General features: G+C 74.3%; 25 protein-coding genes. 12 read left to right on the top strand and 13 right to left on the bottom strand.

Annotation, left to right across the window (positions count from 1 at the left end; translation table 11 throughout):
• The first annotated feature begins 180 nt into the window (after positions 1 to 180).
• Genes RBH18_RS15720 through RBH18_RS15705 form a run of 4 tightly spaced genes read left to right on the top strand, consistent with a single transcriptional unit; the run spans position 181 to position 4,083 of the window.
• Positions 181 to 933, top strand: coding sequence for an NUDIX hydrolase (locus tag RBH18_RS15720; protein WP_306208317.1), 753 nt, complete (start codon positions 181 to 183; stop codon positions 931 to 933).
• Complete coding sequence (locus RBH18_RS15715) at positions 930 to 1,919, top strand: lipopolysaccharide kinase InaA family protein (protein ID WP_306208315.1); 990 nt, start codon at positions 930 to 932, stop codon at positions 1,917 to 1,919. Before RBH18_RS15720 ends, RBH18_RS15715 begins: the two co-directional genes overlap by 4 nt.
• Positions 1,920 to 1,930: 11 nt before the next feature.
• Entirely contained in the window at positions 1,931 to 2,890 is a 960-nt protein-coding gene (locus RBH18_RS15710) for a hypothetical protein (protein ID WP_306208313.1), read from the top strand.
• Positions 2,887 to 4,083 carry an adenylosuccinate synthetase gene (locus tag RBH18_RS15705; protein WP_306208311.1) on the top strand — a complete coding sequence of 399 codons (1,197 nt, stop codon included), beginning with the start codon at positions 2,887 to 2,889 and terminating at the stop codon, positions 4,081 to 4,083. Before RBH18_RS15710 ends, RBH18_RS15705 begins: the two co-directional genes overlap by 4 nt.
• Here RBH18_RS15705 and RBH18_RS15700 read toward each other — a convergent pair.
• Positions 4,070 to 4,753: an alpha/beta fold hydrolase gene (locus RBH18_RS15700; protein WP_306208309.1), complete on the bottom strand. Its 684-nt coding sequence runs from the start codon at positions 4,751 to 4,753 to the stop codon at positions 4,070 to 4,072. The genes RBH18_RS15705 and RBH18_RS15700 overlap by 14 nt on opposite strands.
• 53 nt (positions 4,754 to 4,806) lie before the next feature.
• On the opposite strand from RBH18_RS15700, the gene RBH18_RS15695 reads away from it, so the two are divergent.
• Positions 4,807 to 5,733 carry a helix-turn-helix transcriptional regulator gene (locus tag RBH18_RS15695; RefSeq protein WP_306208307.1) on the top strand — a complete coding sequence of 309 codons (927 nt, stop codon included), beginning with the start codon at positions 4,807 to 4,809 and terminating at the stop codon, positions 5,731 to 5,733.
• On the opposite strand, the gene RBH18_RS15690 is transcribed toward RBH18_RS15695, so the two are convergent.
• Positions 5,663 to 6,892 (bottom strand): MFS transporter, encoded by a 1,230-nt coding sequence (locus RBH18_RS15690; protein WP_306208305.1) that lies wholly within the window; start codon positions 6,890 to 6,892, stop codon positions 5,663 to 5,665. The two genes, RBH18_RS15695 and RBH18_RS15690, sit on opposite strands and share 71 nt — an antisense overlap.
• A 55-nt stretch (positions 6,893 to 6,947) precedes the next feature.
• On the opposite strand from RBH18_RS15690, the gene RBH18_RS15685 reads away from it, so the two are divergent.
• Complete coding sequence (locus tag RBH18_RS15685; protein ID WP_306208303.1) at positions 6,948 to 7,448, top strand: MarR family winged helix-turn-helix transcriptional regulator; 501 nt, start codon at positions 6,948 to 6,950, stop codon at positions 7,446 to 7,448.
• Here RBH18_RS15685 and RBH18_RS15680 read toward each other — a convergent pair whose 3' ends face one another.
• On the bottom strand, positions 7,449 to 8,594 hold the full coding sequence (locus tag RBH18_RS15680; protein ID WP_306208301.1) for a DUF5925 domain-containing protein: 1,146 nt from the start codon (positions 8,592 to 8,594) through the stop codon (positions 7,449 to 7,451).
• Positions 8,595 to 8,641: 47 nt separating this feature from the next.
• Positions 8,642 to 9,091: a nitroreductase family deazaflavin-dependent oxidoreductase gene (locus RBH18_RS15675; protein WP_306208299.1), complete on the bottom strand. Its 450-nt coding sequence runs from the start codon at positions 9,089 to 9,091 to the stop codon at positions 8,642 to 8,644.
• A 70-nt stretch (positions 9,092 to 9,161) separates the two neighbouring features.
• On the opposite strand from RBH18_RS15675, the gene RBH18_RS15670 reads away from it, so the two are divergent.
• Positions 9,162 to 9,971, top strand: a complete 810-nt coding sequence (locus RBH18_RS15670; protein ID WP_306208295.1) for an alpha/beta fold hydrolase — start codon at positions 9,162 to 9,164, stop codon at positions 9,969 to 9,971.
• 28 nt (positions 9,972 to 9,999) lie between these two features.
• Entirely contained in the window at positions 10,000 to 10,656 is a 657-nt protein-coding gene (locus tag RBH18_RS15665) for a 4'-phosphopantetheinyl transferase family protein (protein WP_306208293.1), read from the top strand.
• Here the strand turns inward: RBH18_RS15665 and RBH18_RS15660 are convergent.
• The 5 genes from RBH18_RS15660 to RBH18_RS15640 all read right to left on the bottom strand — a co-directional run bounded on the left by RBH18_RS15660 (position 10,640) and on the right by RBH18_RS15640 (position 19,006).
• Positions 10,640 to 11,398 carry a class I SAM-dependent methyltransferase gene (locus tag RBH18_RS15660; protein WP_306208291.1) on the bottom strand — a complete coding sequence of 253 codons (759 nt, stop codon included), beginning with the start codon at positions 11,396 to 11,398 and terminating at the stop codon, positions 10,640 to 10,642. The two genes, RBH18_RS15665 and RBH18_RS15660, sit on opposite strands and share 17 nt — an antisense overlap.
• A 79-nt stretch (positions 11,399 to 11,477) precedes the next feature.
• On the bottom strand, positions 11,478 to 12,788 hold the full coding sequence (locus RBH18_RS15655; RefSeq protein WP_306208290.1) for a VWA domain-containing protein: 1,311 nt from the start codon (positions 12,786 to 12,788) through the stop codon (positions 11,478 to 11,480).
• Positions 12,785 to 15,118, bottom strand: coding sequence for a DUF5682 family protein (locus RBH18_RS15650; RefSeq protein ID WP_306208288.1), 2,334 nt, complete (start codon positions 15,116 to 15,118; stop codon positions 12,785 to 12,787). The genes RBH18_RS15655 and RBH18_RS15650 overlap by 4 nt, the downstream gene beginning before the upstream one ends.
• A complete protein-coding gene (locus RBH18_RS15645) occupies positions 15,111 to 16,172 on the bottom strand; it encodes an ATP-binding protein (RefSeq protein WP_306208286.1) in 1,062 nt (353 codons plus the stop codon). The genes RBH18_RS15650 and RBH18_RS15645 overlap by 8 nt, the downstream gene beginning before the upstream one ends.
• Complete coding sequence (locus tag RBH18_RS15640) at positions 16,169 to 19,006, bottom strand: SWIM zinc finger family protein (protein ID WP_306208284.1); 2,838 nt, start codon at positions 19,004 to 19,006, stop codon at positions 16,169 to 16,171. Before RBH18_RS15640 ends, RBH18_RS15645 begins: the two co-directional genes overlap by 4 nt.
• A gap of 64 nt (positions 19,007 to 19,070) precedes the next feature.
• On the opposite strand from RBH18_RS15640, the gene RBH18_RS15635 reads away from it, so the two are divergent.
• Positions 19,071 to 19,715 carry an NAD-dependent epimerase/dehydratase family protein gene (locus RBH18_RS15635; RefSeq protein WP_306208282.1) on the top strand — a complete coding sequence of 215 codons (645 nt, stop codon included), beginning with the start codon at positions 19,071 to 19,073 and terminating at the stop codon, positions 19,713 to 19,715.
• A 456-nt stretch (positions 19,716 to 20,171) separates the two neighbouring features.
• Here RBH18_RS15635 and RBH18_RS15630 read toward each other — a convergent pair whose 3' ends face one another.
• From RBH18_RS15630 to RBH18_RS15620, 3 genes are all read right to left on the bottom strand, one after another.
• Complete coding sequence (locus RBH18_RS15630; protein ID WP_306208280.1) at positions 20,172 to 21,176, bottom strand: glutathione S-transferase family protein; 1,005 nt, start codon at positions 21,174 to 21,176, stop codon at positions 20,172 to 20,174.
• A gap of 360 nt (positions 21,177 to 21,536) precedes the next feature.
• Positions 21,537 to 22,220: a DUF305 domain-containing protein gene (locus tag RBH18_RS15625; RefSeq protein ID WP_306208278.1), complete on the bottom strand. Its 684-nt coding sequence runs from the start codon at positions 22,218 to 22,220 to the stop codon at positions 21,537 to 21,539.
• A 500-nt stretch (positions 22,221 to 22,720) separates the two neighbouring features.
• Entirely contained in the window at positions 22,721 to 23,194 is a 474-nt protein-coding gene (locus RBH18_RS15620; protein WP_372338921.1) for a hypothetical protein, read from the bottom strand.
• Between the two features lie 260 nt (positions 23,195 to 23,454).
• Between RBH18_RS15620 and RBH18_RS15615 the strand changes: the two genes are divergently transcribed.
• The 3 genes from RBH18_RS15615 to RBH18_RS15605 are packed head-to-tail and all read left to right on the top strand — an operon-like array spanning position 23,455 to position 25,979.
• Positions 23,455 to 24,144 carry a response regulator transcription factor gene (locus tag RBH18_RS15615; protein ID WP_306208275.1) on the top strand — a complete coding sequence of 230 codons (690 nt, stop codon included), beginning with the start codon at positions 23,455 to 23,457 and terminating at the stop codon, positions 24,142 to 24,144.
• A complete protein-coding gene (locus RBH18_RS15610) occupies positions 24,137 to 25,483 on the top strand; it encodes a sensor histidine kinase (RefSeq protein WP_306208273.1) in 1,347 nt (448 codons plus the stop codon). The genes RBH18_RS15615 and RBH18_RS15610 overlap by 8 nt, the downstream gene beginning before the upstream one ends.
• Before the next feature lie 34 nt (positions 25,484 to 25,517).
• A complete protein-coding gene (locus RBH18_RS15605) occupies positions 25,518 to 25,979 on the top strand; it encodes a hypothetical protein (RefSeq protein WP_306208271.1) in 462 nt (153 codons plus the stop codon).
• Positions 25,980 to 26,047: 68 nt separating this feature from the next.
• On the opposite strand, the gene RBH18_RS15600 is transcribed toward RBH18_RS15605, so the two are convergent.
• Positions 26,048 to 26,812, bottom strand: a complete 765-nt coding sequence (locus RBH18_RS15600; RefSeq protein WP_306208269.1) for a DUF5995 family protein — start codon at positions 26,810 to 26,812, stop codon at positions 26,048 to 26,050.
• Positions 26,813 to 26,968: the final 156 nt, after the last annotated feature.

The raw sequence follows: 26,968 nt of genomic DNA, 5'->3' as shown, positions 1-26,968 counted from the left end.
GGGTGCGGCGGGGTGCGGCCGGGTGCCGCTGCATGCGAAGCGGTGTGGCGGGGCGCGACCGGGGAGCCGAGGCGTCCCGGAGCCGGGCGGCGACCTCCCGGGGGTTGTGCTCAGGATGAGAACGAGCTACGTTGTTCTCAGTTCGAGTAATACTCAGGGCGAGAACACGAGGAGCAGCCGGTGACGGAGGAAGAGGAGTTCCTGGCGGGCTACGACCCCGGCGCCTTCCCGAGCGTCGCGGTCACCGTCGATGTCGTCGCGCTGACGATCCGCGAGGGGCGGCTGCACGTGCTGCTCGTCGAGCGCGGCGGCCACCCGTTCGCCGGCTGGCGCGCGCTGCCCGGTGGCTTCGTGCAGGAGGAGACGCTCGACGCGGCGGCGCTGCGCGAGCTCGGCGAGGAGACCGGCCTGCGCCCCGGCGAGGGCGAGCTGGACCGGGTGCACCTCGAGCAGCTCCGGTCGTACGGGAATCCGCGCCGCGACCCCCGCATGCGCGTCATCTCCGTCGCCTACCTGGCCTTCGCGCCCCGCCTGCCCGACCCGCGAGCGGGGACGGACGCGTCCGGTGCCTTCTGGGTGCCGGTCGACGAGGCGGGCGAGCTGGCCTTCGACCACGCCGCGATCCTCGCCGACGCGCTCGACCGCGCCCGGGCCAAGCTGGAGTACACGCCGCTGGCCACCGCGTTCGTCGGCGAGGAGTTCACGATCGCCGAGCTGCGCGCGGTCTACGCGGCGGTCTGGGGCGAGGAGCTGCACGCCGGCAACTTCCACCGCAAGGTGCTGTCGGTGCCCGGGTTCGTGGAGAGCACCGGCGAGACGGCGCCGCGGGCGGGGGAGCGCGGCGGCCCGAAGCCGAAGCTCTACCGGGCCGGCGACGCGCGCCTGCTGCACCCCGCGCTCCTGCGGCCCACCCGCGAGGACGGTGTGCGATGACGGCGCCGGCAGACAGGACGACGACGCCGGTCGGCGAGACGATGACGTTCGACGAGGCGGTCGCGGCGATCGACCGGGCCGCGAGCCTGGCGGAGCTGGGTGGCGAGGGCGCGTACCGGAAGCTTCTCAGGATCGTGCACCCGGACGTCGCACCCGCGGCAGTGAGGGCGACCGCGACGCGGGTCGCGGCGAAGCTCACCGGCATGGCCGGAAAGACTCGCACGCTGACGACGCGGCGCGCGACCTACCGGCTCGGCGACGTCATCGCGCGCGGCGACCTGGCCGACCTGATCGAGCTGGACGACGACAAGCTGCTGAAGCTGCCGCGCCGCCCGGCCGACAACGACCTGATGCGTGCCGAGGCCGCCGCCCTGACCCGGCTGGACCGCGACGGCGACCCGCGGCACCGGGCTTATGCGCCGCGCTTGATCGAAAGCTTCGTGCAGGAGGACAGCGCCGGGGCGCGGCGCGAGGCGATCGTGCTGGAGCGGCTCGCCGGGTTCGTGCCGCTGACCGGGATGCTGCACAGGCTCGACGCCCGCGACGTCGCCTGGATGTGGCGGCGGCTGCTCACCGCGCTCGGCTGGGCGCACCGGGCCGGCGTGGTGCACGGCGCCGTGCTGCCCGAGCACGTGCTGATCCAGCCCGAGGAGCACGGCGTCGTCCTCGTCGACTGGTGCTACAGCGTCGCGCCCGGCACGCCGGTCCCGGCCGTCGTGTCGCGGCACCGCGCGACGTACCCGCCGGAGGTCCTGGCACAGCGGCCGGCGACCGCGGCGACCGACATCTACCAGGCCAGCGGTCTGATGCTGGCGCTCATCGAGGAACCGCCCGGCGCGATCCGGCGGTTCGTGGCGGGGTGCCGTTACCGCGCACCCCGGATGCGTCCCCAGGACGCGTGGCAGCTGCTCGCCGAGTTCGACGAGCTGCTGGAGAAGTGGTACGGCCCCCGGAAGTTCCGGCCCTTCACAGTGCCGGCAGCGTGAGGAGAGAAGTCATGGGAAGCGGACGCTGGTCCACCAATGTCTACGACGCCGCCGCGAGCTACCGTGCCGCCACGGGCACGAGCGCGTTCGCGTACAGCGACAGCGGCGCCCGCAAGGCGCACCCCGCCCTGGACCCGAAGGGCGTCACCGAGCGGGAGAGCCGCGACAGCGCCGAGCACCCGCGGAGCACGCCGATCGCGGTGCTCTTCGACGTCACGGGCTCGATGGGCACCGTGCCCCGGGTGCTGCAGACCAAGCTGCCGCAGCTGCTCGGCCTGCTGACCCGCAAGGGGTACGCCACCGACCCGCACATCATGTTCGGCGCGGTCGGCGACGCCACGTGCGACAAGGTGCCGCTGCAGGTCGGACAGTTCGAGTCGGACAACCGCATGGACGAGGACCTGGCCCGGATCGTGCTCGAGGGCGGGGGCGGCGGGCAGCGCACCGAGTCGTACGAGCTGGCGATGTACTTCATGGCCCGGCACACCGATCTCGACAGCCTCACCAAGCGTGGCCGCCGCGGCTACCTGTTCCTCATCGGCGACGAGATGCCCTACGCGAAGGTGAAGCCCAAGGAGGTCAAGAAGTTTATCGGCGACGACCTCCGGGAGGCCATCCCGGTCGAGGCGATGATCGCGGAGCTGCAGCGGGCGTACGACGTCTACTACATCATCCCGACGGCGGCCGGCTGGGGCGGCGACCAGGAGATCCTCGGGCACTGGAAGCGGCTGCTCGGCCAGAACGTCATCGAGCTCGACGATCTCGACGCCGTGTGCGAGACCATCGCGCTGACCGTCGGCCTGGGCGAGGACGCGATCGATCTCGACGAGGGGCTCGCGGACCTGACCGAGGTCGGCTCGACGGCGGGCGCCTCGGTGGGGCGGGCGCTGGCGCTGGTCCGGCCGCGCGGCGCCGTGGTCCGGGCCGACCTGGTCCCGTCCGCCGGCGTCGACGGGAACGAACGGCTGTGACTCACATCGCGGTCGTGGACCTCGGCTACGGCGACGCCGGCAAGGGGACAGTGGTCGACACGCTGTGCGCCGCCGGGGACGTACGCGCGGTGCTGCGCTTCAACGGGGGAGCGCAGGCCGCCCACAACGTCGTCGCCGGGGGCCGGCACCACACGTTCGCGCAGTTCGGGTCGGGCACCTTCCACGGGGTGCCCACCCACCTGACCCGGTTCGTGGTGGTCGACCCGCTCGCGCTGGCCGCGGAGGCCGCCGCGCTCGGCAACCCCTTCGAGCTGCTCACGGTCGACGCCGGCTGCCTGCTCGTCACGCCCTGGCACCGGGCGGCCAACCAGCTGCGCGAGCGGCGGCGCGGCGGGGCCCGGCACGGTTCGTGCGGCATGGGCGTCGGACAGACCGTGGAGTACGCCCAGAGCAACGCGGACGCCCCTCGTGCCGCCGACGTGCGCTCGCCCGTGCGCCTGCGCCGGCGCCTCGCGGCGGTCCGGGACCGGCTGACGGAGCAGGTCGGTCCCCTCGACGCCCCGCCGCTCGACGACGTGGTCGACGCGTTCGTGGCCTTCGGGCAGGCCGTCGCCGTCGTGGACCCGGCGTTCACGGGCCGGCTGCTGACCGAGGGCCGGTGCGTCTTCGAGGGCGCGCAGGGCGTGCTGCTGGACGAGTGGCGCGGCTGGCACCCGTACACGACGTGGTCGACGACGACGTTCGGCAACGTGACCGAGCTATGCGACTCGTTCGAGCGGCTGGGCGTCGTACGCACCTACACCACCCGGCACGGCGCCGGCCCGTTCGTGACGGAGGCGCCGCTGGATCTGCCCGAGGCGCACAACGGCGCCGGCGAGTGGCAGGGCGCGTTCCGCGTGGGCCACTTCGACGCGGTCGCCCACCGGTACGCCGTCGAGGTGGCCGGCGGGGTGGACAGCCTGGCCGTGACCCACCTCGACGCCCCGGCACGCTGTCCGGGGCTGCGCGTCTGCACGGCGTACACGACGGGTGCCCGCATCGCACCCGGACCGTTCCGGGATCTGGACCACCAGGCGGCCCTGACCCGGCAGCTGGAGCGCGCCCGGCCGGCGGAGCTGCACCGGCCGGACGACTGGGCGGCCGAGATCGGCACTCTGCTCGGCGCGCCGGTGACGGTGGAGTCGTGGGGACCGGACCGCGCCGACAAGCGCCTTGCGGTCAGCTGCCGCTGAGGATGCGGGCCAGCTCGCCGGGCTTCGTCAGCATCGGCCAGTGGCCCGAGTCGATGTCGGCCAGGTCGAGGTGCTTGATCCGGGCCAGCTCCGGCAGGTCGCCCGCGCCGATCCACTCGCGCGCCTGGGCCGGCGTGAACTCGGGGCACACCAGCACGGCCGGGATGTCGTACCGGCGCTCGTCGGTGTAGTGCACGACGGCGCGCGACACCCCTTCGGGCACCGGGACCGCCCGCGTGGCGAAACTCTGGCGCGCGGCCTCGTCGAGGTCCGCGGAGTCCGGGCCCTCGAAGGGCGCCCAGCCCGGGAAGGCCATCAACCCGTCCTCGGGCGGGAAGAAGTCGGCGTACTTGTCGCCCTCCGGCGCGGGCCAGCCGCCGATCAGCACGACCTTGGCCACCCGGTCCGGCCGGGCGTCGGCCACCAGCCACGCCAGCGTGCCCGCGGCGGAGTGCCCCACCACCACGGACCGGCCGGGGGCGGCGTCCACCACCGCGAGCACGGCAGCCACCTGGTCGGCCAGCGTCGCCGACGTGTTGCCGTCGCCCTGCCCCGGCAGCGTCACCGGAACAGCCTCGCGGCCCAGCGCACGGGTCTCGGTCACGACGGCGTCCCACGCGGAGGCGTCCAGCCACAAGCCGCCGAGCAGCACGATCTGATCTGCACTCATGCGGGCAATGTAGAGCGGGTTCCGGACGTTCGGCTTCCGGTACCGTGCATCCCATGCCGACCGGTACGAGTCCGACCGCCCGGGCGCTGCGGACGTTGGAGATCCTCCAGGCGCGGCCGGGCACAACCGCCGAGCAGCTCGCCGGCGCGCTGGGCGTGACCGAGCGGGCGGCGCGGCGCTACGTCGGGATCCTGCGCGAGGCCGGCATCCCGGTCGAGTCGGCCCGGGGCCCGTACGGGGGCTATCGGCTGAGCCGCGGCGTGCGCCTGCCGCCGGTCGTCTTCACCGAGGAGCAGGCTCTCGCGCTGGTCATGGCCGTGCTCGACGGTCAACCGGCCGCGCACGACGCCGGCGAGGCGCTGGCCAAGGTCATCCGCGCCCTGCCCGAGCGGATCGGCCGGCAGGCGGCGATGCTCCGCGAGTACGCGTCGGCCGCCCCCGATCCGGAGCAGCGGCGCCCCGATCCCACGATCACCAGCACCCTCGTCGCCGCCGTCGCCGACAAGTGCCGCGTGGCGATCGGCTACCGCGACTGGGAGTCCGAGGTCGACCCGTGGGCGGTGGTCGTGCGCTACGGACGCTGGTACCTGCTGTGCCACTCGCACCACGCGAACGCCGTGCGCACGTACCGGGTCGACCGGATCCGGGCCGTCCGGCGGACGACGCAGCGGTTCACGCCGCCCGACGGGCTGGACCCGGTGGCCGTCCTGGAGGAGAACCTGGGGAAGGGCTGGCGGTTCCCCACCCGGGTGGTCTTCCACGCGCCGCTGCCGGCGGTGGCGCCCTGGATCCGGCCGCCGATGGGCACGCTCGAGCCCGACGGCGACGGCTGCGTGCTCACCGGCAGCACTGGCAACCCCGCGATGTACGCCCAGGAGTGGCTCGCCGCCGTCCCCTTCGGCTTCACCGTCACCGGCGGGCCCGAGCTGCGCGCCGCCGTGGCGACGGTGGCGGCTCGCTTCGCTGCCGCGGTCGAGTGAGCTCCCGGGTGCCCCGCACGGTGAGCGGGACCAGCGCCGCGCCGAACATCACCACCGCCGCGCAGATCAGTGACTTGTCGATGCCGATGCCGGCGGAGAGCGGGCCGGCGAGGGTGTTGCCCACCGGCAGCGCCAGGTAGGAGCCGAGGATCTCCCAGGAGACGACCCGGGCGAGCACCTCGTGCGGGACGTGGTCCTGCACCGCCGTGTCCCAGGCGACGGCGTAGAAGAACAGCCCTGCGTAGCCGATCACCGCGCCGGTGAGCACGGCGGCGAGGGTGCCCGGCCACACGTAGGCCAGCGCCCACAACGGCATCAGCAGCACGCCGGGCCAGCCGGCCAGCAGCAGCCGCCGGGTCCGCCAGCGCAGGGCGACGGCCGCGCCGAGGACGCCGCCCAGGCCCTCGGCGGCGGCGACGAAACCGGCCGTACGGGCGCCGCCCAGCTGTTCCACCGCGACCACCTGCACGAGGACGAGCACCACGCCGTTCGCCAGGTGGTAGACGGTGGCCGCGAGCGTGCCCGTCAGCAGCCAGTCGCGCGCCCGGATCGCGCGCCAGCCCTCGCCGAGCTCGCGCAGCAGCCCCGCCCCGGCGACCCGGGTCGTGCGCGCCTTGATGAGCAGGGCGGCGAGGCCGGACGCGGCGAAGCTCACGGCGTTGACCGTGAAGCCGGCCGGCGCCCCGAACGCGGCGACCACCACGCCGCCGAGGGCCGGTCCGGCGACGCGGCATGCGTTCTGCAGCATGCTGAGCGTCGCGTTGGCCCGCCGGCGGTCGTCCGGCGGGACGAGCATCGGCTTGAGGGCGGACATCGCCGGCTCGAAGAATGCCCCGGCCCCGGCGGACAGCGCGGTGAGCGCACACAGGACACCCAGGTGGTACGTGCCCGAGGCGAACATGACCGCGATCGCGGACGTGGTCAGGACGCGGACGGCGTCGGAGAGCACCATCAGCCGCTGCGGCTGGACCCGGTCGGCCCAGACGCCGCCGAAGAGGGTGCAGGCCAGCAGCGCCACGACCGTCGAGGCCATGACGAGGCCGAGGTCGCCGGCGCCGCCCCCGGCGACGAGGACGGCGACGGCCAGCGCCACGGTCTGGAAGCCGTTGCCGAGCCACGACAACGTCATGCCGGAGGCGAGCAGCCGGAAATCACTCATGGGCCGGGACGATAGTTCACCGTCTAACTATTTGGCAATGAACTATGCTGGCGGCGTGGAACGGGACGAGGTCGATCAGCACGTCATGCGGTGGGCGAGCCTGTGGGAGGGCGAGCCCGACGTCGCCCCGGAGATCGAGGGCGCGATCACCCGCATGCAGTTCCTGCTGCGCCGGCAGAAGCGGGCCGACGCGGCGGCCTTCCCCGACCCGTCGTTCACGGCCGAGGACTACAAGACGCTGCACGTGCTGATGGTGCAGCCCTACCCGCTCGAGGCCACGCCCGCCCAGCTGGCCGAGGCCGCCAAGGTGACCCGCGCCGCGATGACCGCTCGCCTCGACCGCCTCGCCCGCGCCGAGCTGATCACCCGCGAGGTCGAGCCGCAGGACCGCCGCCGGGTGATCGTCCGGCCGACCGCCGCGGGCCGCGCCGCGTGGGAGCAGCACATCCACGCCGGCATGGCCCGCGACCGCGACCTGCTGGCCGCGCTCAGCCTCACCGAGCTTCGGCAGCTCAACTCGTTGCTGCGCAAGGTGCTGCGGCACCACGAGCGGTGATCAGAGATACATCCCGGTCGCGGGGGCGGTCACCGGCACGGTCACCGGCTCGGCCCCGGTGCGCAGGGCGTAGAGCTCGGCGAGGGTCGCCCCGGCCGGGCCGATGCCGGTGGACCTGCCGAGCCAGCGGACGGCCTCGGCGTACGGGAGGCGGCCGACCTCGATGCTCGCCAGGCACCGCCCCGGCCGGACCACCGCGGGGTGCAGCGACGCCAGGTCCTCGTTGGTCGTGAGGGCGATCAGCGCGTTGCGTCCCTGGCCGAGCAGGCCGTCGGTGAGGTTGAGCAGCCGGGAGAGCGACTGCCCCGCGCTCGCCTTCGCCTCCCCGCTGACCAGCTCGTCGCAGTCCTCCAGCATGAGCAGGCGCCAGCGCGGCTCGTCGTCGTCGCCGCTGCCCAGCGCCACGCTCATCAGATAGGCCGGATCGCTGAACAGGCGCTCCGGGTCGAGCACGCAGTCGACCTGGCACCACGAGCGCCACTGCTGGGCGAGCGCGCGCAGCGCCGTCGTCTTGCCGGTGCCCGGCTCGCCGTGCAGCAGCAGGAGCCGGCCGTGGATGCTGGTGTGGTCGAGCCGCATGAGCCGCTCGAGGGTCTGCGCCACCGGCTCGGCATAGTTGCCGCGGATCCTCTCCCAGGGCGCGGCGTCGATCTCCCGCTGCGCGCGGCGCGGTCCGTGCGGACCGAAGTGCCAGAAGCCGATGGGTACGCTCTCCGCCGCCGGCGCGGGCTCCTCCACCGCGTCGGCGACGACCGCCGCCAGCATCGACTCGGCCAGCTCGGCGCTCACCGCGGTGACGGTCACCCGGGCCCGGCGGCTCTGCTTCCATCGCATGACGTAGAGCGTCCAGCCGTCGCCGACGGACAGCCGGCTGTGGCTGTCCTCCTCCAGCGCGTCGCGCACCACGCGGGCGGCGTCGCTGGTCAGCGGGGCGTCGGCGCGGACGTTCTCCAGGTAGCTGGTGCGGCCGAAGGGCTCGCGTCCCTGCACGAAGGCGTCGAGCGCGAGCAGATCGACGACGTCCACCAGCCGGTCCGTGTCGTCGACGGAACCGGACAGCGGCAGCGCCGTGGGGGCGGGCAGGACGACCGCCGGCTCCACGGCGCGGCTGCCGAGCCGGTCGACGGACTGATGGGGCGTACGCATCTGCCCATGATCTTCCCTCGCCGCCGGCCCGGCACCCGGTTTTCGATTCAGTTGCTCCGATCGGGAGCCCGCGTCAGCACGAACACCGGGATGACCCGCTCGGTCTTCGTCTGGTAGTCCGCGTAGGGCGGCCACGCCTCCACCGCCCGCGCCCACCACGCCTCGCGCTCCTCGCCGTGCACCTCGCGCGCGACATAGTCGTGCTTCTCGGCCTCGTCCTGGAGCTCGACGTGCGGGTTCTTGACGAGGTTCCAGTACCACACGGGGTGCTTCGGGGCGCCGCCCAGCGAGGCGACCACCGCGTACTCCCCGTCGTGCTCGACCCGCATCAGCGGCGTCTTGCGCAGCTTGCCGCTCTTCGCGCCGACCGAGGTCAGCACGATGATGGGTTTCCCGCGCAGGAACTGCGCCTCGGTCCCGTTCGACGCCTCGAACTGCTCGGCCTGCTCGCGCGCCCAGTCGGACGGGCTCGGCGCGTACTCTCCGGTCAGCGGCATGGTGTGACCCCTTCGCTCGGTGATCCCCCCACCACACTAATGAGAAGGCGGCCGCCGGTAGGGTGCGCCCATGCCCACGATCGATGTCTCCGGCGTCAAGTTGAGCTACGAGGAGTCGGGCAGCGGTGATCCGGTCCTGCTGCTCGCGGGCACGGGGGCCCGCGGCCGCTCGTGGGCGCTGCACCAGGTGCCGGCGCTGACCGGGGCGGGGCTCCGGGCGTACACGATGGACAACCGGGGGATCGGTGAGAGCGGGCCGGCCCACCCGGGCCTGACCGTCGCGGACCTGGTCGCCGACACCGTGGCGGTCGTCGAGCGGGTCGTGGGCGGCCCGTGCGCCCTCGTCGGGACCTCCATGGGCGCGCTCATCGTCCAGGAGCTGCTGCTCGTCCGCCCCCACCTGGTGACCCGGGCCGTGCTGATGGCCTCCCGCGCCCGCCCCGACCCGGTGTCGCTCGCGCTCGCGGAGGGCGACCGGGAGCTGGGGGACAGCGGCATCACCCTGCCGCCCCGCTACGCCGCGGTCACCCGGGCGCTGCAGAATCTCTCCCCGGCCACGCTCGCCGACCCCGGCCTGAGCCAGGACTGGCTGGACCTGTTCGAGTTCTCGCCCGAGGACCGCACCAGCCCCGGCGCCCGCGCCCAGCTCGGCGTGCTGCTGACGACGGACCGCCGGGCCGCGTACGCGAAGGTGCGCACGCCCGTGCACGTGATCTCCTTCGCCGACGACCTCATCGCCCCGCCGGAGCGCGGCCGGGAGCTGGCGGCGGCGATCCCGGGCGCGACCTATACGGAGATCCCGGACGCCGGCCACTACGGATACCTCGAACAGCCCGATGTGGTGGACGCCGAGCTGTTGCGCTTCCTGGGGCGCGCATGATCGCCCGGCCGCCTTGTGGGAGGTGCGCATGATCGCCGGGCTGCTTCCCGGGGTCGTGCGGGCCGTCGAGGCGTGGGACGATCCCGACGGCGTCGAGCTGTTGCCGGGCGAGCCGGAGCTGATCGCGAACGCCGTCCCCAAGCGGCGTGCGGAGTTCACCACCGTGCGGCACTGCGCGCGTACGGCCCTGGCCGGGCTGGGCGTCGCCCCGGTGCCGATCCTGCGCGGCGAGCGCGGCGCCCCGATCTGGCCGGCGGGCATCGTCGGCAGCATGACGCACTGCGCCGGCTACCGGGCGGCGGCGGTCGCCCGGTCGTCCGACCTCGCCGGCGTGGGCATCGACGCCGAGCCTGCCGGGCCGCTGCCCGAGGGCGTGCTCGACCTCGTCACCCTGCCGGACGAGCGCGCCCATCTCGCCGGGCTCGCCGCCGCGCGGCCCGACGTGTGGTGGGAGCGGCTGCTGTTCAGCGCGAAGGAGTCGGTTTACAAGGTCTGGTTCCCGCGTACGGGCGAATGGCTCGGCTTCGAGGAGGCGTCCCTGACCTTCGACCCGGAGTCGGCGTCGTTCACCGCCCGGATCCTGCGGGACGGGCCGTTCGCGTCGCTGCACGGCCGTTACGCGGTCGGCGACGGTCTCGTGGCGACCGCCATCGCCCTGCCTCTTCCGGTCAGCGCATCCCGATGACCGCGGCGTCCGTTCCGCCGCGCCACAGGATGCCCGCTTCGGCGAAGCCGCCGTCGCGCAGCGCCCGGACGTGCCAGGAGGCCGGCGGGTTCCACTCGGTGTGGGTGCTGTCCGGGTAGAGCCGTTCGCGCTCGGGCAGCAGCGGGGCCAGCTCCTCGTCGCCGGCCACGCGCGCCCACCAGCTCGCCCAGTCGAGCGCCGCCCCCGTCGCCTGGCGCGCCGTGCGCTCGGCGTCGGCGCGCGCGGTGAGCAGCTTGGTCAGGCCGGGCAGGGCGTCGTCCGGCATGTGGTCGGCGTTGACGAAGATGCCGCCGGGCCGCAGCAGGGACGCGATCTCCGCGTAGAGGGCGGCCACCCGCTCGCCCGGCAGCCAGTGCAGCGCGGTGGCGGTCAGCACGGCGTCGAACTCGGTGTGCGGCAGCGCCTCCGCCCACCGCGGCGACTTCAGGTCCGCCGAGACGACGGCGGCCCGGCTGTCGCCGCCCAGCGAGGAGCGGGCCAGCGACAGCAGCACCGGGTCCTGATCGAGCACCGTGGTGGTCGCCTCCGGGAAGCGCGCCAGCGTCCGCAGGCTGATCGTCCCGGTGCCGCCCGCCAGGTCCAGCACCCGTGGCGCCCCGCCCGCGCTCACCGCCTCGACGGCGTCGAGCATGGCGGCGAACCGCTGCTCCCGGTCGGGCAGATAGCCCTCCTGCTGACGGTCCCAGCTCTCCTGCCACGCGGCAGCGGTGTAAGCACTCATGACGCTCACGCTAGTTACACCGACCCTCCCGGGCAAGCCCTGTTGCCAACAATGTGCAATAAGCTGGCCTGCCCGGGATTCATTGCTCGGCCTGCCGCTGGGCGAAGGCCATGAGGTCCCGCCGCTCGATCGCCGCGGCCATCAGGTCCGGGAACGCCTCGGGCGTGCACGCGAAGGCCGGCACCCCCATCGCCGCCAGCGCGGCGGCGTTCTCCGCGTCGTAGGCCGGGGCGCCCTCGTCGGACAGGGCGAGCAGCACGACCACCTGCACGCCGGCCGCCGTCATCTCGGCGACCCGGCGCAGCATCTGCTCGCGGACGCCGCCCTCGTAGAGGTCGCTGATCAGCACGAAGATGCTGTCCCGCGGCCGCGTGATCAGCTGCCGGCTGTAGGCGATCGCCCGGTTGATGTCGGTGCCGCCGCCCAGCTGGGTGCCGAAGAGCACCTCGACCGGGTCGCTGAGCTGGTCGGTCAGGTCGACGACGGCGGTGTCGAAGACCACGAGCGAGGTCCGCAGCGACCGCATCGACGCGAGCACCGCCGAGAACACGCCGGAGAACACGACGGACGCGGCCATCGAGCCGGACTGGTCGACGCACAGGACGACGTCGCGCTGGATCGCGGTGGTGCGCCGGCCGTATCCGATCAGGCGCTCGGGGACGACCGTACGGTGCTCCGGCTGGTAGTGCTTGAGGTTCGCGCGGATGGTGCGGTCCCAGTCGATGTCACGGAGCTTCGGCCGATTGATGCGGGCCGCGCGGTTGAGGGCGCCGGACACCGCGGCGCGGGTCTTCTGGCTGATCCGCTTCTCGAGCTCGTCGACCACCTTGCGGACGACCTGGCGGGCGCTCTCCTTGGTCTGCTCGGGCATGACCCGGTTGAGGGTGAGCAGCGTGCCGACCAGGTGCACGTCCGGCTCCACCGCGTCGAGCATCTCCGGTTCGAGCAGCAGCCGGGTCAGGTCGAGGCGCTCGATCGCGTCGGACTGCATGACCTGGACGACCGTGCTCGGGAAGTACTCGCGGATGTCGCCCAGCCACCGGGCCACCTTGGGCGCCGAGCCACCGAGCCCCGCCGACCGGCCCGCCGTCGTGGCCGCCGTGCCGTCGCCCGCGTCGTAGAGCGCGGCCAGCGCGGCGTCCATCCGGCCGTCCCGCCCCTCGGCCCCGCCGAGCGACTCCTCCGCCGCCCCGCCGAGCACGAGCCGCCACCGCCGCCGGCGCTCCGCCGCCGCGTCGCCCGTCCGGCCCGCTCCGGCAGCCGTCCCGCCCGGCCCGCCGGATCCCGCCGCTGTCCCGCCCGGCCCGCCGGCTCCCGTCGTGGTGTCGCCCGTCCGGTCCTCTCCCGCAGCCGGGTCGCTCACTCGATCCTCCGCAGCAGCGTTGCTCATCCGATCTCCTTTCCCAGCAGCGCCGCCAGCGTCGGGAGCACCCGCGCGGCACGGTCATGGTCGAGCACAAGCGGCGCCTCGCCCGCCGCGCGCACGCCTCCGGCGATCCGGTCGCCGATCGCGCGCCGCTCGCCGGCCGCGAAGCTCCCGAACGTCCGCCGCAGCAGCGGAAGCACGTCGTCGAACGCCTCCACCGCGATGTCGGCGAGCCACGAGTCCACGAGGTCGAGCAGCTCCTCGTCGTGCACCAGCAGCAGCCCGCCGCCGGACAGGAAGCCCTCCACCCACGCGGCGCCCTCCGCGGGTGGCGTGCCGACGGTCAGCGCGAGCCCCAGCCGCCGGCGCACCTCCGCGCCGTCGAGCCGCCCGGCGTCCAGGAGCAGCCGGGTCAGCCGCCCGGCGATCAGCCCGTGCAGCCCGGCGCGCCCGGCGACCGAGGTCAGCGTGCCGAGCCAGCGGTCGCTCAGCCCGGCGTCGTCGAGCAGCCCGACCGCCTGGTGCACCCCGTCGACGTGCCCGCGCAGCGTCTTGGCGGCCTCGTCGGACAGCGAGCCCACCGCGGCGGGCAGTCCGGCGCAGACGCGGGTGAGCAGGCTCGATGTCACGGTCGCGAGCCCGGCGACGTCGGTGCGCCGCACGTCGCCGTAGCGCAGGGTGCGGGCCAGGGCGGGGATCGCCGCCATCAGGTGCTCGAGGTCGGCGTCGAGGGCGGCCCGGGTGTCCAGCGCGGCGAGCACGGGCGGGAAGGCATCGGTGAGATCGGCGAGCAGGCACACCTCGACGAGCGCGGTGACCTCCCCGAGCGACTGCGCCTTGCCCGCCGCCTCCACCACCTTCGCCGTGGCCGCGGCGGCGACCGTCGTGCCGTACATGCTGCCCTCGACGAGCTGCACCGCGAAGTCGGGCAGCCACCGCAGCCGCCACTGCTCCCGGAACGTCCCGAGCCCCCGCCGCCCGGCATCCGGCTCGCCCCACGGCACGCCGATCGCGCGCATCCGGTGCAACAGCCGGCTGCGTGCCAGGTCCATGTCGCGGCGCAGGTCCAGCTCCTGCACCTTCTCGAGCGCTTCCGGCTTGAGGCGTACGGCCTTCTGGTGCGCCGCGAGATCCTTCGCCAGCGGTACGGCCGGCATGTCCTCCGGCACCCCGCCGAGCCGCTCACCCACGACCATCCGCCGGTCGATGAGCTCGGTGCGCAGCGGTTCCCCCTCGCAGAGCACCGCCTCCGCCGCCTCGGTCACCTCCGCCAGCCCGGCGAGCGGCCGTCCCCGCACGGTGGCCAGCGCCTCCGCCAGCCGGGTCGCCTCGATGACGTGCGCCGACGACGTGGGCACCCCCTCCGCGCGCAGCACCCCGGCGGCGTCCACGAGCCACCGCGGCACCACGTCGGCGCCGGTCGTGAAGAGATGGTGGTACCAGCCGGGCGACCGCACCCCGGCGCCGTAGCCGGACCAGGACGCCAGCCGCCCGTACGTCCACGGCACCCAGGTGAAGCTGACCTTCGCCTTCTTGCGCCCCTTGAGCAGCGCGGTGTCGTCCTTGACCGCGACCTTCCGGGTGAGCGCGGGCACGTGCCACGCCCCGCACACCACGGCGATCTCGTCGTGCTCGCGGCGCACCTCACGCAGCACGGTCCGCATGTATGCCTCGCGCACCAGGTCCTCCGGGTCCTCGGGCGCGGACTCACGGATCGCGCCCATGGCCTCGGCGATCGCCTCGAACGCCGGCATGCCCCGGTGCTCGACGACGTCCTCCCACCACCGCTCGGGATCGTCGTAGCCGGCCGCCGTCGCCAGCTCCCCGATCGGATCCACCGGCCGCGTCCGCGCCACCGGCGTCCCGTCCCCCGCGCCGGGCGACCCAGCGTCCGGCGACCCCGGCGCGGCGTCGGCGGAAGGCTCGGGCGCGGCGTCGGCCGACCCGGGTGCGGCGTCGGGCAATCCCGGCGCGCCGGCGGCCGGGGGCGGGACAGCCGGCGGCCCGGCGGCCGGGGGAGTGTCGGGTGTGCCGGGGTCGGTCAGCCGGAACGCGAACGGCAGGTCGAAGAACCGCACCGGCACGCCGTTCTCCCTCGCCCACCGGATCGCCTGCCACTCCGGTGAGAAGACCGCGAACGGCCAGAACGCCGACCGCCGCGGGTCGTCGGTCGCGTAGCCCAGCAGCGCGACCGGCGGCTCGAGGCCGGTGTCGCCCACCCAGCGGACCAGGTCGTCGGCCTCGGGCGGCCCCTCGACCAGCAGGATCGAGGGGCGTTGCTCCTGCAGCGCCCGGACCACGGCGCGGGCCGAGCCCGGGCCGTGGTGGCGGATGCCGTAGTGCCGCTCAGGCATCGCGCGCCGCGCGGTAGAACGGCCGCCAGTCGGAGCGCTCGCGGACGACGGTCTCCAGGTACTCGCGCCAGACGACGGCGTCCGACACCGGGTCCTTCACGACCGCGCCGACGATGCCCGCGGCCACGTCGCCCGGGCTCAGCCGGCCGTCGCCGAAGTGGGCGGCCAGGGCGAGCCCGTTGGTGACGACGGAGATCGCCTCGGCGGTGGAGAGCGTGCCGGTCGGCGACTTGAGCTTGGTGCGGCCGTCCTCGGTCATGCCGTTGCGCAGCTCGCGGAAGACGGTGACCACGCGCCGGATCTCCTCCAGCGCGGTGGGCACCTCGGGCAGTTCGAGGGAGCGGCCGAGCTGGGCGACCCGGCGGGCGACGATGTCCACCTCGTCGTCGGCGCTGGCCGGGACCGGCAGGACGACCGTGTTGAAGCGGCGGCGCAGGGCGCTGGACAGCTCGTTGACGCCCCGGTCACGGTCGTTGGCGGTGGCGATGAGGTTGAAGCCGCGCTGGGCCTGGACCTCGGTGTTGAGCTCCGGGACGGGCAGTGTTTTCTCGGAGAGGATCGTGATGAGCGCGTCCTGCACGTCGGACGGGACGCGGGTCAGCTCCTCGAGCCGGGCGATCGTGCCGGTCCGCATGGCGCGCATGATCGGGCTCTCGGTCAGGGCCGCCTCGGACGGGCCCTCGGCGAGCAGGCGCGCGTAGTTCCACCCGTACCGGATGGCCTCCTCCGCCGTCCCGGCCGTGCCCTGCACCAGCAGGGTCGAGTCGCCGCTGATGGCCGCGGCGAGGTGCTCGGAGACCCAGGTCTTCGCGGTGCCGGGCACGCCGAGCAGCAGCAGCGCCCGATCGGTGACCAGCGTGGACACGGCGACCTCCATGAGCCGGCGCGGGCCCACGTACTTCGGGGTGATCTTGGCGCCGTCGCCCAGCAGATAGGTCACCACCGCCTGCGGGGACAGCTTCCACCCCGGCGGGCGCGGCCGGTCGTCGGCGGCGGCGAGCTGGGCGAGCTCGTCGGCGTACTGGTCCTCGGCGTGCGGGCGCAGAGCGGTCACTCGAACTCCTGAAGCATCTCGTGGCGGAAGGTGAGGGTGCGGGCCAGCTCGGTCACGGCGCGGATCCGGGCGGGATCGGTGCCGTCGCGGAGCAGCTGGTCCGCGAGCTTGGTGAGGTGCGGGGCGTAGCGCGGCGGCATGACGGGCGCCGCCGCCCGGCACAGCTCGGCGAGCTGCCAGCTGTGCTTGTCCTGGCGGGCACGGTGGGCGACGGTCTCGATCACGGCGACGGCCAGCTCGTCGGGCCACGGGCCGGGATGCACGGCGAGCAGCCGGTGCGCCAGGTGGTCCTCGCGGCGCAGGAAGTCGGCGGCGATCCGGGCCAGGTCGGCGGGCGGCAGCAGCAGGTGCAGGTCCCAGCGCACGGCCTCGCGCAGCCCGCCCGTCTTGTCGCGGCTGTCGTGGTGCACGAGGGCCGTCGCCCAGTCCGCCGCGCCCTGGGCAATAGCCGCCTTGGCCCACCCGTGCAGCAGCGGAACCTCCCAGTCGTTGCCGCGGGCCAGCTTCACGACCTCCGTGGGCTCGCGATCGCCGGTCCACGTGCTCAGCGGCGCCCCGGCGAGGACCTCTTCCAGCAGCCACGCCTGCACGCCGGTGCCGCGGGCCGGCTTGGCGGCGAGCCCGTCACGGCGCAGCTGCGGGGTCAGCTCCTCGGGCGGCGTGACGACCAGCCGGTCCCGGCCCAGCGCGCGGCGCTCGAACCGCACGGCCGCCCGCGCCCGCTCGGCCATCCGCTGCCCGAGCGCCGACCCCGGGAGCCGTTGCAGCAGCTCGAGCGCCGCCTCGCGGACCTCCTTGCGCCGGTCGTCCAGCGCCGCGTCGAGGAACTCGTCGTCGGCCGGCGACAGCCCGGTGCACAGCGCTCCCACGAAGCGGGCCCGGTCCTCGGGAGCCTCCGTGGCCCACGCCTTGCGCAGCAGGGCCAGCCCGGCCGCCGGGTCCACAGTGCGCAGACGGGTCAGGTACGCCAGGCGCTCCCCGGGCGTACCCGTGTCCCAGATCTCGGGGTCGTCCTGCGCGACCGTGCCGGGCGCCTCGTCGCGCACCCAGCCCCAGTCGGGCCGGAGGCCGGCCAGCCAGCGGCCCCGCTCGCCGGCCACCCGGGCGATCGCGGGCCGGACGACACTGTTGCGCCGGCCCGCGTCGAAGAGCGCCGGCAGCGCCTCGGGCGGAACATGCCCGCCCCACCGGGCCGCCGCCCCCAGCCACTGTGCGAGGAGGTCATGGGGACCGCTGCCGTCCAGCAGCCGCAACAGCCGGTCTCCCGCCGCGGACGGCACCGCGCGGTCCGTCTCGGCGGGCGCGGGAGTGACGGCGGGGTGCCCGGAGGCGGGCGTGACTCCGGCCCGCCGATAGGTCAGCGCCGTGGCGGCCGCCTCCAGCAGGGAGGTCCCGGCGCCGAGCGGGATCGAGGTGTCCCCGGCGGCGACGGTGGTCGCCGTGAAGGGCCGCCGCGCGGTGCCGACGAGCGCGGTCGCGAGCAGGTCGGGCGGCAGCTCGGGGGTGCGCGCCGCGCTGCCCGCGGGACCGGGCGGGGCGGCGGGCACGAACCGGCCGCCCGACCAGGCCGCCAGCGGGCGCAGCCCGGCCGGGGTCCACTCGCCGGCGACGGTCGCGGGCTCGCCACCCGACGCCGCGAGCAGCCACCACGGCTCCCGATGCCCCGCCGCCAGCGGCAGCGACTCGCCGGCCGCGTCGGTGAGGAAGCCGTCGGCGCTGGGCGCCACCCCGGCGAGCAGCACCGGGAAGCCGGTGCGCCACGGCTCGGCGGCCAGCGCGGCCGTCCAGCTTTCCAGCGCCGCGCGCAGCCCGGTCGCGCCGATCGGCTCGGGCAGCAGCGGCCGGGTCGGCCCGAGCCGGTCCTTGATCACGGCCCGCAGCGGCAGCGCCCCCGGATAGAAGCAGAGGTCGCCCTCGAAGAACGTGCCCGGCACCAGATCGGCGGCCAGCGTCTGCCCGGGCGCCGCGAACGACAGGTGCAGCGCGAACCGCCCCCGGTCGGCGCCGAGCAGCCACGTACGCCGGGTGGTGAGCGCGCCGTCGTCGCTGTCCTCCCGGCCCAGCACCTGCCAGCGGTCGCGCACGGCCTCGCCGGCCAGCACGTCCTCGGTCGCCACCGGGAAGCCGATCCGCGACCGGACCGTGGCGGCCAGCTCGGGCGGCAGGTCGGCGAGGCGGTCGTGCCCGGCCACCAGCAGCCGGAGCATCGCGAGCTCGCCGAGCAGCCGGTCGGCCCACTGCGGGCCGATGCCCGCGACCCCGCCCAGCCTGCGCACGGTGCCGGCGACTCCCGGCGCCTGCGCGTCGACCAACCTTGCGGCCATCGTCTCGTACGGCCGGTGGCCCGCCCGCTCCGCCGCGGCCAGGCCCTGCTGCGCCTGGTCGTCGAGCCAGCGCCGCAGCTCGCTCACGCCCGCGGCGACCCGCTCGGCCCGCTGCCCGGCGCGCTTGGCGGCGGCGGCCGGATCGGCGCTCCTCGGCGCGGACGCCTTCACCGCGCGCTCGGCCCGGCCCTTGCGCCACTCGTCGACGAAACCGGGCGCGGGCTCGCCCTCGCCCGCCTCCCCGGCGCTCCAGAGCATCAGAAGGGCGAGCGCGTGCTTGCACGGGAACTTCCGACTCGGGCACGAGCACTTGTAAGCGGGCCCGGCGACGTCGACACAGACCTGGTACGGATTCTTGCCGCTGCCCCGGCACAACCCCCACAGCACCTCGTCGACGGCGCCGCGCTGCTCCCACGACGTGGGCGCGGCGAGCTTCTGCGCGCTCTTCAGCGAAGAGGCGTCGGGGGCGGCGGCGGACACCTGGGCGGTGGACCATCGTTCAACGGGCACCGGAGCAATGTAGAAGCCGGGTACGACAATTCCGGGGGCGCCCTGGTGGGGGACACTGGGGGGCATGCGGATCATCATCTTCGGCGGCACGGGCATGGTCGGCCAGGGCGCCCTGCGGGAGAGCCTGCTGGCTGCCGACGTCGAGGAGGTGGTGACGATCGGGCGGCGCCCCACCGGCGTACGCCATCCGAAGCTCACCGAGATCACGCACAGCGACCTCGCCGACCTCACCTCGCTGGCCGACCGGCTCGCGGGCTTCGACGCCTGCTTCTACTGCCTGGGCGTCTCGTCCACCGGCATGAGCGAGGCCGACTACACCAGAATCTCCCACGACTGGCCGGTGTCCGCCGCCCACCTCCTGGCGACGATCAACCCCGCCATGACCTTCGTGTACGTCTCCGGAGCCGGCACCGACCTCGAAGGCCGGGCCGCCTGGGCCCGCATCAAGGGCCGCACCGAGCTGGAAGTGATCAAAACCTTCCCCCACGGGTACGCCTTCCGGCCCGGCTTCATCCAACCGACGTACGGCGCCACCTCACGAACCCGCCTCTACCGCCTCGGCTACGCCGTCACCGCCCCGATCACCCCGTGGCTGGTCCGCCACCTGCCCCGCTGGACAACCACCACCGACGCCCTGGGCCGCGCCATGCTCCGCGCCGCCCGCACCGGCTTCCCGACCCACGTCGTGGAGAATGTCGACCTCCGCTGACCTCCGCCCCGTCAACGCCCCGTTCCCCGCCCGGTCGTCGGCTCCCGCCCCGTCATTCGCCCGCGTGGCCGCCCGTCCTCGCGCGGTCGTTCGTGCTTCGCGGTCGTTCACGCCTGCGTGGCGGCCCGTGCATGCGTGGCCGCCCGTGCTTCAGCGGTCGTTCGCGCCGACGCGACCACCCGCCCTTGCACGCCCGCTCGCGCCTGCGTGGCCGCGCGTGCCCGCCCTGCTCCTGCACAGCGCCCCGCCTTGTTCCTGCGTGGCCGCCCTGCCCCTGCATGGCCGCCCTGCTCCTGCACAGCGGCCCGCCCTCCAAGGGGGAAACCCCCGCCCGAAACCAGTCTGCCGGAAGCGCGCCGCAGCCGCGGGTCCGCTGTGGGTAACCCGCGGCTGTGGACAGCGCGCTTCGTCGGCGGAGTATGTGGTAGCGCCGGCCGGTGAGGGTGTGGGGCGTGGTCAGACGGCGCCGTGGGCGGCGGGGACGGTTTCGTCCGGCTTTGGTGGGGGCGGCGGGGTGCCGTCGCCGAACGGGCGGCCGCCCAGGGTGTCGCGCCCGTGGTCGGTCAGCCAGTTGGCCAGGTCGGGGCCGGACGGGACGACGCCCGTCGGGTTGATGTCGCGGTGCACCTCGTAGTAGTGGCGCTTGATGTGGACGAAGTCGATCGTGTCGCCGAAGCCGGGCGTCTGGAAGAGATCCCGCGCGTACGCCCACAGCACCGGCATCTCGGTCAGCTTGCTGCGGTTGCACTTGAAGTGTCCGTGGTAGACGGGGTCGAAGCGCACCAGGGTCGTGAACAGCCGGACGTCCGCCTCGGTGATGGTGTCGCCGACGAGATAGCGTTGGCCGGCGAGGCGCTCGGTCAGCCAGTCGAGCCGGTCGAAGAGCCGGTGGTACGCCTTCTCGTACGCCTCCTGCGACCCGGCGAACCCGGCCCGGTAGACGCCGTTGTTGACGTCCCGGAACACGTGCCGGTTGACCTCGTCGATCTCCGCGCGCAGCACCTCGGGGTAGAGGTCGGGCGCCCCGGGGCGGTGGAACTCCCGCCACTCCATGGACATGTCCAGCGTGATCTGCGCGAAGTCGTTCGTCACCACCTGACCGGTCGGCACGTCGACGATCGCGGGCACGGTGATGCCCTTGTCGTAGTCCGGGTACCGCCGGAAGAAGGCCTCCTGCAGCCGCTCGATCCCGAGCACCGGGTCCTTGCCGCCCGGATCCAGGTCGAAGGTCCAGCTGCGCTCGTCGTGCGTCGGCCCGGCGATCCCCATGGACAGCACGTCCTCGAGGCCGAGCAGCCGCCGTACGATGATCGTGCGGTTGGCCCAGGGGCACGCGCGGCTCACGACCAGCCGGTAGCGGCCGGGCTCCACCGGATAGCCGTCCCGGCCGTCCGCGGTGATCCGGGTGGCGATGTAGCGCTGGTCACGGGTGAACTCTCCCGTGGTGGAGACGTAAGCCATGCCCTCATCTTGCCCCCGGGAAGCCGCCTCGCACTGTGCTGCCGCGCACTCCGGTGCCCCACGGCCCGTCCTTCCCGCACTCGGCGTCCGGCGAGCGGCGAGCGGCGAGCGGCGCCCGATCCTCAGCATCGAGCTGCCCGCGTGGGGCGCCACGCGTCGCCGGGCCGTCCCGGAGACGCACCCGGCTGTCCTCGTCGCCGCGTAGCTGGCGGTTGTTCCAGCCGGCGGCTCCCTTGTAACAAGAATTAATCGCGTTCCGGAAGCGTGCCGGCCGAACGGGGGAATCGCGTTGCGGAACCCGCCGAGCATGCGGATGGACGTTTTTCGCGTCCGCCGATAACAGAAAATTGGAAAGAAAATTCAGCCGAGTTCGCCGAGCCGGGCGAGATACGTCCGGCGGCTCTCGATCACCTTTTCAGCCAGCGCCTTGGTCTGGGGCTCGACCCCGGCCTTCCGCTCGCTCTCGGCCAGGCTGACGCCCTGCTCCAGGTGCGCCCGCAGCTGCTCGGTCACCAGCGCGTCGAAGGCTGCCCCGCGCACCTTGCCGGCCGCCGTCACCTGCTCGGGCGTCACCATGCCCGGCATCGGCATGCCCTTGTGCGGGTTCTCCGCCGGCAGCTGTGCCTGGTCGTGCAGCGCCCGCAGCACCGTCAGCTCTTGCTCGTGAAAGCTGCTGACCTCGGCCGACAGCTCCTTGACCCCGGCGCCTCCCCGCTCGGGGACCAGCGCCAGCAGCGGCAGCAGCTCCTCGTCCATGGCGATGTTGATCTCGATCCACGCCCGGTCGGTGCCCCCGAACACCGCGGCTCCGCCCGCGGTCCCGGACGCCGGGGAGCTGGCCTCGGCGCTCGCCGGCGGAGGCGCGTCCGTGCCGCTGCAGCCGCCGACGCCGAGCAGTGCGACCGCCGCGGCCGCTCCCGCCAGCATCCGCAGGCCGCCGGTTGCCCGCGAGCGCCCGGCCCGGCGCGCATCGACAACCGGCCTGTGCGTGCCGCGCTCACCGGCGCGGTGGTGGGCGAGGGGGCGGGGGAAATACCGAATCACACAGGGAGTCTCGGTGCGCCGGCCGCTCGTGTCAATGTGGCCCGGTTCTTCCATCGCGCCGTGAAGCAACAATTCCGGCACGTTAGCACATTGACGGGAGGCAACATCGGCGTAATATTGGCCGCACGCTTGAGAGCGTTCTCCCAGCCACCCCTGCGCGCCGCCGCACCCACAGAGGAGGCGGCGCGCAGGGGCCTCAAAGCCGGTGCCGGCGTGTGACTCCGGGAAGCCCTAGCCGCGAGAGCCCGCCGGCACGAGTCACCGGCAGCAGCCCGCCTCTCCGAGTCACCGGCAGCAGCGCGCCGGGCCGAGCCACCGGCAGCAGCCCTGCGGCGGTGCCGAACGGCCGGGCGGGTCGACATCGGCCCCACCCGCGGCGGTGCCGGCCGGCCGGGCGGTCCCACCCGCGGCGGTGCCGACCGGCGGCCGGGCGGCCCCACCCGCGGCGGCCCGACCGCGGCGGCACACCGGGCCCTCGGCGGCGGTTCAGCGGGGAAGGGTCAGGTCAGCTCGCTCGCCCACTTCAGCACGGCGTCGACGTCCGCCCGGGTCCATCCGACCGCCGAGTCGACCGGCACCAGCAGCGTCGGCGCGGAGCGGCTCGCCGCCCACTCCCGGCCGGCGTCGGTGTGGTTGTCGTCGACCCACGCGGCGGGGCGGTCACCGGCCGCGGCCGCGATCGCGGGCACCTTGGCGGCGGGCGGGAAGGGGAGCGGAGGGAACGGGACGACCGGCAGCGGGTCGATGCCCAGCAGCGGTGCGAGCAGCTCGTTCGCGTCGTCGCCCCAGCTCGTGGCCCACTGCGGGTCGGTCACCGCGGCGAGCTCGCGGATCCACTCGCCGTGGGCGGGGCTGTAACGCTCGGGTCCCTGACCCGGGTAGAACTCGTGCTCGACGTATCCCTCGGGACAGGCGGACGCACCGAACGGGTTCAGCACGCCGTCGAGATCCAGCAGTAGCAAGGGTCGGTTCACGGGAACCATCCAACACCGGCCCTCCGACACTTTCACCCCGGCCCGCCCACCCGAAGGCGGACCCACCCGAAGGCGGACCCACCCGAAGGCGGACCCACCCCAAGGCAGACCCACCCGAAGGCAGACCCGCCCCGAAAACAGGCGCGTGTTGGCGGGTGTACCCCAAAGGCGGGCGCGCGATGGCGGAACCGGCCACCCCGCCCGCAACCCCGTACATTCCTCGAACACCGCCCGAACCCGCCCGAGGGCAGAATGAACCCGTGGCAGCAACATCCGGCAAGGGCCTCGTCCTCGTCGTCGAGGACGAGCGGCCCATCGCCGACCTCGTCCGCCTCTATCTGAGCCGCGACGGCTTCGGCGTCCACGTGGAGCATGACGGCGCCGCCGGCCTCGCCGCCGCCCGCCGCCTGCGCCCGGTCGCGTGCGTGCTCGACATCGCGCTGCCCGGGCTGGAGGGCACCGAGATCTGCCGGCGCCTGCGGGCGGACGGCGACTGGACGCCGGTGGTGTTCGTGACGGCGCGCGACGACGAGGTGGACCGGATTCTCGGGCTCGAGCTGGGCGGCGACGACTACGTGACGAAGCCGTTCAGTCCTCGGGAGCTGGTCGCCCGGGTGCGCGCGCTGGTCCGGCGGGCGAACGGCCCGGCGGACGCCGAGCAGGTGCGCACCCTGGGGCCCGTGACACTCGATCCGGCCCGCCGCCGCGTGACGGTGCACGGGGTGCCGCTCGCGCTCACGTCGACCGAGTTCGACCTGCTGGGCCATCTGCTGGGCCGACCCGGGCGGGTGTTCAGCCGCGAGGAGCTGCTGTCCGGCGTCTGGGGGTACGCGGCGCACCAGGGCACCCGTACGGTCGACGTGCACGTGGCGCAGGTGCGCGCCAAGCTGGGCGACGCCGCCGGGGTGATCCGGACGGTCCGTGGCGTGGGCTATACCGCCGATGCGTAGGTGGTTCAGCACGCTGGCCGGGCGCACCGTGCTGGTCACTGCCGCCACCGCCGTCGTCGCCGTGCTGGTCACCGCCGCGGTGGCGTTGCCGATCGCCGTGCGCGCGGCGCGCCAAGCCGCCGCCGAGGATCTCGCCGAGAAGTCCACGCTGGCGGTCGAGCTGCTGGCCACCGAGCGGGCGCCGGCCCGGGCGCGCATCGTCGACCGGCTGCGTGACGACGGCATCGAGGTCTATCTGATGCGGCGGGGCGCCGCCGACCGGCCGGGCCTGCCGCCGCGGGTGGTCGAGCAGGTCGCCGCGGGCAGCCCGGTCGACACCGTCGGGACGGTCGGTGGCGCCGCCGTGCTCATCTCGGGCCGGCCGCTGAGGGGGGTCGACGCGGGAGTCGTGCTGACCCGTCCGGCCGTGTCCGGGACCGGTGCCCGGGTGCTGGGCGGCGTGTGGATCGCGCTGCTCGCCGGGCTGGGCGGCGGGATCGGCGCCGGGGCTCTGCTCGCCCAGTTCCTGGCCCGGCCGTTGCGGCAGGCGGCGGCCGTGGCGGCGCGCCTGTCGGCGGGTGACCGGTCGGTGCGGCTGGCGGAGCGCCCGCCGGTCGAGGCCGCCGAGCTGGCGGCGGCGCTCAACCGCCTGGGCGCGGCCCTGGAGATCAGCGAGGGCCGCGAACGCGAGTTCCTGCTGTCGGTCTCGCACGAGCTGCGGACGCCGCTCGCCACGCTCAAGGGCTACGCGGAGGCGCTCGCCGACGGGGTGGTGGACGGGGAGGCCGTGCCCCGGGCGGGTACGACGATGCTCGCGGAGGCCGACCGGCTGGAGCGGCGCATCGCCGATCTGCTCGTGCTGTCCCGGCTCGAGGCGGCCGACCTGCCCGTGCACCTGACGACGGTCGACCTGGGGGAGGTGGTCGCGGCCGCGGGTGAGGCCTGGACCCCCCGGTGTACGCCGTCCGGCCCGGCCCTGACCGTGCGCGTGCCCGGGGAGCCGGTGCTGGTCACGACCGACCCGGATCGCGTACGCCAGATCGTCGACGGGCTCTGCGAGAACGCCCTGCGCGTCGTCCCGGCCGGTGCTCCGCTGGTCCTCGAGGTGCGCGCCGGCGGCGTGGTGGAGATCCGCGACGGGGGACCGGGCTTCACGGACGAGGACCTGCGGGTGGCCTTCGACCGGGGCGCCCTGCAGCAGCGCTACCGGCACGTCCGCAAGACGGGCAGCGGGCTCGGCCTGGCGCTGGCCGCCCGCCTCACCTCGCGCATCGGCGGCACGATCACCGCCGGGCACGCTCCCGAGGGCGGCGCGATGTTCACGCTGACGTTTCCTTACGTGACCCGAACAGAGCACTGACGCCGGCCGAGCACCCGGGCGACAGGGTCGGGGCATGACTTCTCGTATGGCACTCGCCCTGGCGACGCTCGGTGTCGCCGGACTTCTCACCACAGGCTGCGCGGCGGCCGCCCCCGCGGCGGCACTGGCCGACGAGACCGCGGCCCTGCAGGCGGTCGGCGTGACGACGGACGCCGAACCGTCGGTGTCCCCGTCGAGCGCGGGGACCAAGCCGAACCGCAAGTACCTGCGCAAGAACACCCTGCACGGCGAGATCACCGTGCAGGGCAAGCAGGGCCCGCGCACGCTGGTCGTCCAGCGCGGCGCGGTGCAGGCGACGGACGGCCGGACGCTGACGGTGGAGTCGTCCGACGGCTTCGCCCAGACCTGGACGCTGGGCGAGCAGGCCAAGGTACGGACGACGAAGGGCGACCTCAAGGCCGGCGCCCAGGTCGGCGTCGCCGGCCGTGCGGAGAGCGGCAAGCCGGTCGCGCGCCTGGTCGTCGTGACGGGGTGACCTGGTTCAGGGCCCGCGGCCGGTTTCGCACCGGCCGCGGGCCCTGCCCCGCCCCCTCGGTGAAGTCCCTACTGCAGCAGCGATCCCATCGGCGACAGCAGCAGCTTGCCCAGCGACTCGGCCGTCCGGTCCAGCCGCGCCTGCTCGGCGGCGACGGCGCGCAGGTCGTGGCGGATGGACCAGAGCTTCTGCGTGTTGCGCCAGGCGACGTTGCGGGTCCATTCGACGGCGGTGCCCTGCCACCAGTCGTCGAGGTCGCCGTTCATCATGTCGATGAGCAGCTGCCAGCGGTCGAGGTAGCCGCGGCGCAGGCCCGGGATGCGCTCGGCGAAGATCTCGTTGATCTGCAGGTAGTCGCGGTGCTGGTCGCTGCCGTCGACCGGCTCGCAGCCCTCGAAGTCGAGGGTGGTGACCAGGGCGAACGGCAGGTCGTAGTGCAGGTGCGCGTTGAGGCCGGCGGCTGCTGAGGCCGTCGCGCCCGTCTCGGGGCAGGGGATGCGGCTGAGGAGCAGCGTCCACGAGCGCGGGCAGCCGGTGCCGGCGTCGGACCACTGGCGCAGCGCGTCGAAGTAGCGGCCGGCGAACTCGACGTCGAGGCGGGCGACGAAGCCGGGGTCGGCGAAGCTGCCGGCGAAGAGGCGCTCCAGCACGTTCTCGCTGATCGCCAGGTAGAGCCGGTTGAAGTCGGCGAGCGGGTTCGGCACCTGGCCCACGACCTCCTGCAGGCGGGTGAGCTGATCGACCACCCCGGGGACGTCGCCGGGATGCCCGGCGAGGACGCCGGCCATCTCCCGCTGCACGGGCCCCCAGACGGACGCCTCGGTGAGCATCATCGATCCCCCCACGGGTCAGGTCGAACCGGGCCCCTAGCACCGCCCGGCGACTGCCTGAACCAGGGCCGCCGGGCGGTGCTCCCCCGAACGAGAACCAGCCTGCCGCACAGATACGCCGGCGGGATCGGTAGATATACGTATCCTCGGACGGCAGGT

Origin of the sequence: Actinoplanes oryzae, from assembly GCF_030757795.1 — a bacterium.
GTDB lineage: Bacteria > Actinomycetota > Actinomycetes > Mycobacteriales > Micromonosporaceae > Actinoplanes.
This window is presented reverse-complemented; position numbering and strand designations above follow the sequence as displayed.

Excerpts from the sequence above, each read along its gene's own strand:
- RBH18_RS15605 (WP_306208271.1), top strand. The coding sequence starts at position 25,518 with ATGACTTCTCGTATGGCACTCGCCCTGGCGACGCTCGGTGTCGCCGGA.
- RBH18_RS15665 (WP_306208293.1), top strand. The coding sequence starts at position 10,000 with ATGATCGCCGGGCTGCTTCCCGGGGTCGTGCGGGCCGTCGAGGCGTGG.
- RBH18_RS15600 (WP_306208269.1), bottom strand. The coding sequence starts at position 26,812 with ATGATGCTCACCGAGGCGTCCGTCTGGGGGCCCGTGCAGCGGGAGATG.
- RBH18_RS15630 (WP_306208280.1), bottom strand. The coding sequence starts at position 21,176 with ATGGCTTACGTCTCCACCACGGGAGAGTTCACCCGTGACCAGCGCTAC.
- RBH18_RS15655 (WP_306208290.1), bottom strand. The coding sequence starts at position 12,788 with ATGAGCAACGCTGCTGCGGAGGATCGAGTGAGCGACCCGGCTGCGGGA.
- RBH18_RS15660 (WP_306208291.1), bottom strand. The coding sequence starts at position 11,398 with ATGAGTGCTTACACCGCTGCCGCGTGGCAGGAGAGCTGGGACCGTCAG.
- RBH18_RS15690 (WP_306208305.1), bottom strand. The coding sequence starts at position 6,892 with ATGAGTGATTTCCGGCTGCTCGCCTCCGGCATGACGTTGTCGTGGCTC.
- RBH18_RS15675 (WP_306208299.1), bottom strand. The coding sequence starts at position 9,091 with ATGCCGCTGACCGGAGAGTACGCGCCGAGCCCGTCCGACTGGGCGCGC.
- RBH18_RS15700 (WP_306208309.1), bottom strand. The coding sequence starts at position 4,753 with ATGAGTGCAGATCAGATCGTGCTGCTCGGCGGCTTGTGGCTGGACGCC.
- RBH18_RS15670 (WP_306208295.1), top strand. The coding sequence starts at position 9,162 with ATGCCCACGATCGATGTCTCCGGCGTCAAGTTGAGCTACGAGGAGTCG.
- RBH18_RS15680 (WP_306208301.1), bottom strand. The coding sequence starts at position 8,594 with ATGCGTACGCCCCATCAGTCCGTCGACCGGCTCGGCAGCCGCGCCGTG.
- RBH18_RS15610 (WP_306208273.1), top strand. The coding sequence starts at position 24,137 with ATGCGTAGGTGGTTCAGCACGCTGGCCGGGCGCACCGTGCTGGTCACT.
- RBH18_RS15635 (WP_306208282.1), top strand. The coding sequence starts at position 19,071 with ATGCGGATCATCATCTTCGGCGGCACGGGCATGGTCGGCCAGGGCGCC.
- RBH18_RS15710 (WP_306208313.1), top strand. The coding sequence starts at position 1,931 with ATGGGAAGCGGACGCTGGTCCACCAATGTCTACGACGCCGCCGCGAGC.
- RBH18_RS15715 (WP_306208315.1), top strand. The coding sequence starts at position 930 with ATGACGGCGCCGGCAGACAGGACGACGACGCCGGTCGGCGAGACGATG.
- RBH18_RS15695 (WP_306208307.1), top strand. The coding sequence starts at position 4,807 with ATGCCGACCGGTACGAGTCCGACCGCCCGGGCGCTGCGGACGTTGGAG.
- RBH18_RS15650 (WP_306208288.1), bottom strand. The coding sequence starts at position 15,118 with ATGCCTGAGCGGCACTACGGCATCCGCCACCACGGCCCGGGCTCGGCC.